This window comes from Nocardia nova (assembly GCF_002933465.1).
Taxonomy (GTDB): Bacteria; Actinomycetota; Actinomycetes; order Mycobacteriales; family Mycobacteriaceae; genus Nocardia; species Nocardia nova_B.
The window spans coordinates 139,563-146,124 of record NZ_PSZE01000015.1 but is presented as its reverse complement, the minus strand read 5'-3'; the positions used below and the strand labels follow the sequence as shown (position 1 = coordinate 146,124).

At 67.3% G+C, this 6,562-nt stretch carries 8 protein-coding genes; 1 reads left to right on the top strand and 7 read right to left on the bottom strand.

Annotated features, from left to right (window positions below):
• A partial coding sequence (locus C5E41_RS19310) for a 4Fe-4S dicluster domain-containing protein (protein ID WP_146097606.1) occupies positions 1-247 on the bottom strand: 247 nt, incomplete at its 3' end.
• 214 nt (positions 248-461) lie between these two features.
• Between C5E41_RS19310 and C5E41_RS19305 the strand changes: the two genes are divergently transcribed.
• Complete coding sequence (locus tag C5E41_RS19305; RefSeq protein ID WP_146097605.1) at positions 462-863, top strand: hypothetical protein; 402 nt, start codon at positions 462-464, stop codon at positions 861-863.
• 43 nt (positions 864-906) lie between these two features.
• Here the strand turns inward: C5E41_RS19305 and C5E41_RS19300 are convergent, their stop codons facing one another.
• The 6 genes from C5E41_RS19300 to C5E41_RS19275 form a co-directional block, all read right to left on the bottom strand.
• Positions 907-1,545: a GTP-binding protein gene (locus C5E41_RS19300; RefSeq protein ID WP_104377200.1), complete on the bottom strand. Its 639-nt coding sequence runs from the start codon at positions 1,543-1,545 to the stop codon at positions 907-909.
• Positions 1,526-1,903, bottom strand: a complete 378-nt coding sequence (locus tag C5E41_RS19295; protein ID WP_104377199.1) for a DUF742 domain-containing protein — start codon at positions 1,901-1,903, stop codon at positions 1,526-1,528. The genes C5E41_RS19300 and C5E41_RS19295 overlap by 20 nt, the downstream gene beginning before the upstream one ends.
• Positions 1,900-2,319, bottom strand: a complete 420-nt coding sequence (locus C5E41_RS19290) for a roadblock/LC7 domain-containing protein (RefSeq protein WP_104377198.1) — start codon at positions 2,317-2,319, stop codon at positions 1,900-1,902. The genes C5E41_RS19295 and C5E41_RS19290 overlap by 4 nt, the downstream gene beginning before the upstream one ends.
• On the bottom strand, positions 2,316-4,769 hold the full coding sequence (locus C5E41_RS19285) for a sensor histidine kinase (RefSeq protein WP_104377197.1): 2,454 nt from the start codon (positions 4,767-4,769) through the stop codon (positions 2,316-2,318). The genes C5E41_RS19290 and C5E41_RS19285 overlap by 4 nt, the downstream gene beginning before the upstream one ends.
• A 106-nt stretch (positions 4,770-4,875) precedes the next feature.
• A complete protein-coding gene (locus tag C5E41_RS19280) occupies positions 4,876-5,433 on the bottom strand; it encodes a DoxX family protein (protein ID WP_104377196.1) in 558 nt (185 codons plus the stop codon).
• An 87-nt stretch (positions 5,434-5,520) separates the two neighbouring features.
• The gene (locus C5E41_RS19275; protein ID WP_258081074.1) at positions 5,521-6,561 is read right to left on the bottom strand and encodes a ferredoxin--NADP reductase; all 1,041 of its coding nucleotides are present in this window, start codon (positions 6,559-6,561) and stop codon (positions 5,521-5,523) included.
• Position 6,562: the final 1 nt, after the last annotated feature.

The window sequence follows — 6,562 nt, the reverse complement described above, 5'->3', positions numbered from 1 at the left end:
CGAAGTAGCCCGAGTTGATGTCGGTGTAGCGCTGCAGGCCCTCGGGCAGCTCGTCCTCGGAGTAGATCGCGTCGACCGGGCATGCGTCGGCGCATGCGCCGCAGTCGATACAGGTCTGCGGGTCGATGTAGAGCATCTCCGCGGTCGCGAAATCCGGGTCGTCGGGCCGGGGCCGGATGCAGTCGACCGGGCACTCCGACAGGCAGCTCGCATCATTGCAGCATCTCTGCGTCACTACGAAGGCCATGGTGCGAGGTCCTCACATTCCTTGCGTCGCAACAACTTCAGCGCATCAACAGGCCATCTGTCGATCGTCCTGGTATCTACGACGAGCGATACGGTTAATTAAGTAAACCTATTGTACTATATAGCTCGGATCCGTCGTCGCGCGGGCGGTACGAAGGAGCGGCCGCGTTACGTGCCGCGTGTCGACGGCCGAACTCGACAGGCGGTGTGCTCACGTGGACGTGGCAACAATCTGGACTACCCGGTGGTCCCCTTCGGTGTGGACCGGTGCCATGCGGCTGATGATCGAACTGGGCCGTCAGGTCTGTGCGCTGGATATGCCCTCAGGTATCGGCCGGGCGATCGAAGCAGCGGCGCGCTCGAAGGGGTGGGCGGTCCCGGTGTTCGAGTACCGGCCCGGTCAGTGGCTGATGTTCGTCACGCCGGACCGGCCGGTCGCGGAATCGGAACGCCGCGGTTTGCGACGGGCGGGGGTGACCGCGCTGGACACCGGGACGCTGGAGTTGCCGATGCCGGGAGCCAACAGTCCCTATTGGCATCGACACCCGCATTCGGCCCGGCCGGTGCCCTCGCGCTCGCAGTTGGTGAGCCTGGTTCTCGGCGCCGCGGCCCAGTAGTCGCGGTCCAGTAGCCACGGGCCCAGGCCCCGGCCACCGGTCCTCACGGGGTATCAGCGGCCCGGTCGAACGCCGGGATCGGGTGCGGGGCCCCGGCAGGCCGCGTGGTCCTGCCGATGAGGTACTCCATCAACGTGATGAGCATGGCCTTGGCGGACTCGCGATGGCGGGCGTCACACAGCATGACGGGTACGTGATCGGCGAGGTCGAGAGCGTAGCGCACGTCCTCGGCCGTGTAGCGGGGCGCGCCGTCGAAGCAATTGACACCGACGACGAACGGCAGGCCGCGGCGCTCGAAGAAGTCCACGGCGGCGAAACTGCTGTCGAGCCGGCGGGTATCGGCCAGCACCACAGCCCCCAGGGCGCCGAGAGCCAGCTCGTCCCACATGAACCAGAATCGGTCCTGTCCGGGCGTGCCGAATATGTAGAGGACCAACTCGGGGGAAAGGGTGATGCGACCGAAGTCCATGGCGACGGTCGTGGTCGTTTTCGATTCGACCCCGGACAGATCATCGATATCGCGCGAGAGTTCGGTGACGACTTCCTCGGTGCGCAAGGGGACGATCTCGCTGACGGCACCGACCATGGTGGTCTTGCCGACGCCGAAGCCGCCGGCGACGAGGATCTTCACCGAGGCGGCGAGAGTGGGCCGTTCGTCGGGGTCAAAGGTTGTGGATGCCATCCAATACCGTTCGCAGAAGGTCGAGGTTGTGTAGTCCGGTGTCGGTCACGGGGGATACCGACCGGCAGATGAGGTGGCCGTCGGCGAGTAGATCGCTGAGCAGGATTTTGGTCACCATCAGTGGAAGACGCAGGGTGGCAGAGACTTCGGCGACCGACTGCGGCGCCTGGCACAGGCGCATGATGTCGAGGTATTCGGGCTCGCGCCGGCGCAGATCCGCCGCGGTGTCGACGGCCAGGACGAGGGTGATCATGTCCAGGTCGGGTCGTGGACTGCGAGTGCGTCCGCGCGTCAGGGCGTAGGAGCGTACGAGGGGTCCGGCCTCGTCCTCGTACCACGAGGCACGCGGACCGGTCATGAGTTCGCGTCGCCCCTGTGGTCGAAGCCCTGGCGGGGTGCGGCGGAAAGATGGGTGCCCACCCGGTGCACGGTCTGGTTGATCTCGTAGGCGACCATGCCCATATTGGCGGTCTCGTCGGTGAGCAGCGCCAGGCAGGCATTGGGCCCGGCCGCGGTGGCGAATATGACGGCATGGTCGAGTTCGATGACGGTTTGGCGGACATTGCCGCCGGTGAAGCGGTGCCCGGCGCTGCGCGCCAGGCCGTGCAGAGTCGCCGCCATGGCGGCGAAGTGCTCGGCGTCTTCGACCGGCATGACGGTGGAGCGGCCGAGCAGAAGACCGTCGGTGGACAGCACGACGGCGTGGCGGACGCCGGGAATGTGCGCGACGAGGTCGTCGAGGAGCCAGTCGAGGGTGCGGGTAGATGTCGTCATTGGGAGCCTTCGGGTTCGTAGGGGGTGGTATCGGGCCGCCGCCGGCGGCCTTGGCGAGTGCCGTTCTCGATGGCCGACATCAGGTTTCGTGCTTGATCGGCCGACCGTGGGCGCTGCGGGCCGTCGGCTCCGCCGTCCCGGGGCATGGACGGCGCCGGTGCCTGGGCGAGTTCCGGTGCCAGGCTCTGCTGGCGGCGCCGGCGCGGCAGCGGCGGCTTGTCGCCGCCGTGCGGGCGGACAGGGACCGGATTCTGGAACGACGGCGATACCGCGCTCGGTTCGGCGGGGGCGAAGGCGGGGTCCTGCGCCGGGTAGGCCCCGGGGTACTGGTCCGGGGGTGCCGGGCGGTGCGCCGGCTCCTTCGGGTCCGGTGCGAGATCGCCGCGCGCAACCGCGGCGGGGGCCACCGGTACGTCGGCTTGCCAGGTATCACCGGGCCCGATGGGTTCGGCCGTGGTGGACGGCGCGAGCGGGGTGACCCGGCCGGCCGGCCGATGATCGTTCGTCGCCGTCTCGGTGGCAATCAGCTCGGACGGGATGACCACGATGGCTCGGATGCCGCCGTAATGTGATTCGGCCAGCCGCACCGAGATGTTGTGCCGGGCCGCCAGCAGTGCGACCACGAACAGTCCGAGCCGCGAATCATCCGACAGGTTCGCCACGCTGAAATCCACTGGGTTGGAAAGGGTTTCGTTCACCCGCTGGATATCCTCGGCAGCCATGCCCAGGCCTTGGTCGGAGACCTCGACCAGAATGCCCTTACCCACGACGTTGCCGCTGATTTCGACTTTGGACCCAGGCGGTGAGAAGGACGTCGCGTTGTCCATCAGCTCGGCCAGCAGGTGGATGAGGTCGGCCACCGCGGTGCCGGCCACCGATCCGTCGGGGGCACGGACGACCTGCACGCGGGCGTAGTCCTCGGTTTCGGCGACCGCGCTACGCACCAGGTCGAGCAGCGGGACCGGGTTGCGCCACTGGCGGCCGGGCTGACCCCCACTCAGAATGATGAGATTTTCCGCGTTGCGCCGCTCCCGGGTGGCGAGGTGATCGAGTTTGAACAGCAGCTCCAGCTGGACGGGATCCTCTAGTTCGCGTTCGGCTTGGTCGAGTACTTCCAGCTGGCGGTGGATCACCAGCTGGCTGCGATAGGCGATATTGAGGAACAGCGCGTTGACCGCTGTCCGGGTTCTGGCCTCCGAGACCGCCGCGGTGACGGCCTCCAACTGCGCGCGGTTGAACGCATCGGCAACCTGACCGACCTCGTCGGTGCCGAAATCGAGCCGGACGACGTCGGTGTCGAGGTCGACCGTGCGGCCCGCCTGGAGCCGTTCGGTGATCCGGGGCAGTTGGTCGTCGGCGAGAGCGAGCGTCTCATGACGTAGCCGGCGCAGGCGCCGGATGGTGCGGGTCGCCAGCCATGCCGCGATCAGGAAGGCGGCCACGGAGATCACCAGCACGGCCCCGCCGCCCAGGAGCGAGTTGCGGGCGGTGACATTGCCGTGATCGGCCGCCGACCGCAGGGCGTAGTGGTTCTGGGTCTGCCACAGGTCGATCAGCGAATTGCCGACCTGCGTAGCCGCATCCTGCCAGTCGGCGACGCTCAGGGGCAGAGGAGCGGGCTCGCTCGCGTCCTTGATCCTGCCGATGGATGCCGAGGAAGATTGCTGGGAGACGCCTCGTTGTATGAGGGCGTCCTCCATTGTCGCGAGCCGTCGCCACGGTTCGCTGTTGATCAGGGCCCGCACGGACGCTTGCGCCCGGGTGTTGAGCTGTGGTTCGATATTGGCGATCTCGCTTCGGTAGAAGCCGATCTGGCGACTGTATTCCAGGAGTTGCTCGGCCGAGAGGCCGTTGCCGGTGACCGCGGCCGCGGCCAGCGCATTGCCCTTCGACATCGCCTCGGCGATGTGAAAAAGCCTGGCCCCGTTGGATTCCTCGGCCGCTGTCTCGGAGGTCGGCGCCGCTCTGGCCAGCAGCTCCATGCCCCCCGCGGCCACCTGGGTGAGCCGGTTGAAATAGGAGTACGCCTCGTCGGCCGACAATGTTCCGGCATCGGCGCGCTGGCGGACGGCCGGTAGCTGGGAGGTGAGCGACCGAGCCGCGTCCAGGGCGCCGTTGAAGCTGCCGTCGAGGCTGCTGATGCGCTGACCGGCGGCGATGATTGTCTGGATCGCGCCGTCCACGCGCGCCCGCTGGGCCGTGAGCTCGCCCGCATGTTGCGCGCCGCCGCCGATCTCGAGCAGTGTCAGTCGTCGTTCGTTCTGCGCTTGGACGGCGAACTCCATACCGGGCGCGGTATTGCGGTCGATCTCGGCCGCCCAGTTCTCGGCATGGCGACCCTGTAACAGCAGCGAGGCGGCAACCCAAAGCCCGACGAGTAACAGTGCCAGGCTCGGCACCAGCGCGATGGACAAAATTTGGCCTCGGACACCGAGTTTGGCCTTGAACACCGGCGTAGCCTAACTCAGTAATCTGTCTTCATCAGCAAGATGAACACAATTATCTTACTAAAAATTCACCGGTGTCGAGTGGTGTCCGAGGCGGCCGGGGTCCGGCTCAGGAATCTGCCGGATCGACGTCTGCCGCCGCGATGTCTACCGGCGCGGGCCGGTAGCACAGCTTCAGCAACGCCCCGGCCGCCGCGGTGCCCAGCGCCGCTGCTGTCACGGCGGGCCGCAGCCCGCTGCGTCGGCGGCCGCGGAGCCCGTCGACGGAGAACCTGCCGTGGCCCAGACCGGCAAGTGCCACTGCAGTCCCGGCGACCACGCCGACGTACTCCCATCCACCCTTGAATACGAAAAAGCCTTTACCCCGATGATCGGTCGCCGCGGCCACCGACATGAGGCCGACAGTCGCGGCCGCAGGCAGCGGATTGGCCAGTCCGAGAACGAGTCCCGTGCCCGCGGCGATCTCGCCGGCGGCGGCCACGCGGGCGTGTGCGGCGGCCGGTTGCAGGCCGAGCGAGTCGAACCAGCGCGTCGTGCCCTCGATGCCGCCGGGGCCGGCGATCTTGTTCCAGCCGTGTGAAATGAGCATCGGTCCGAGCGTGGCGCGCAGCGCGAGCGCCGCGATATCCGCAGATCGGTTGGAGCTGGTGCGAGACAGTGCGGTCATAGCATGCTTCCTTGTCGAAATAAGGTGGGGATCCCATGGCCGGCCGACAGCCACGAGGCGCGAGGCTCGGGCGTCCGGCTCAGAACTCTATGCTGATTTCCTCGGACGCCGGGTGGGCGCGGCAGCCGAGGATATATCCCTCGCGATATCGGACTCGTCGAGAGCTACGGTGTTCTCCATCGAGACCTCGCCACTGATGAGGGTCGCCGCGCAGGAGCCGCATTCGCCGGCTCTGCAGGAATAGGGAACATCGACCCCGGCGGAGAGCAGCAGATCGACCAGATTGACCGATCTCGGCCAGGCCATCGTGTGCTGCCGGCCGTCCAGGGTCACCTCGACGGTGGCGGTGTGCTCGCCGGCGTGGGCGACGACATCGGCCGGCGCGCCGGTGAACGGATCGGTGGTCAGCGACGAGAACTGTTCGACGTGCACCTGTTTCGGTGAGACACCCAGTGTGCCCAGCGCCGACCGGGCCGTATCCATGAACCGACCGGGACCGCAGAGGAACACCTCACGGTCGGCGTAGGGCGCCAGCACGCGCGCCACCCGTTGTGGGTCGGGACAGCCCTGTACCGAGTCCAGCCAGTGATGGATCACGAGACGATCCGGATGCTGTCTGGCGAGCTCGGTCAGTTCGCGAGCGAAGATGACGTCGTTCTCGCCCCGGTTCGCGTAGAACAAGGTGACAGTGGCTGTCCCGGCGTGCAATACCGACTTCATGATGGACATGAGAGGGGTGATTCCGCTTCCGCCGCCCAGCAACAGCAGGTCCGAGTCGAGGTCGCCCGGGGTGAAGCGACCGGCCGGGACCAGTGCCCGGATCACATCGCCCACCGCGAGGGATTCGACCATCCAGGTGGATCCGCGCCCGCCCGGGATTCTTTTCACGGTGATTGCCGGTGGCTCGTCGGTATCGGGTGAGGTGCACAGCGAATAGCACCGCGCGATCCACTCCTGTCCGTCCGGCACCCGCACAGTGAGGAATTGGCCGGGCTTCCAGCGCAGCGACCGGCCGCCCCCGGCGAACACGATCGTGGACGCATCCGCCGTTTCGCGGACGGCCTCGATCACCTCCAGGTCGATATCACGCACGGCTCGGGCCGAGGTCAGTTCCGCGCTCGACGGCATG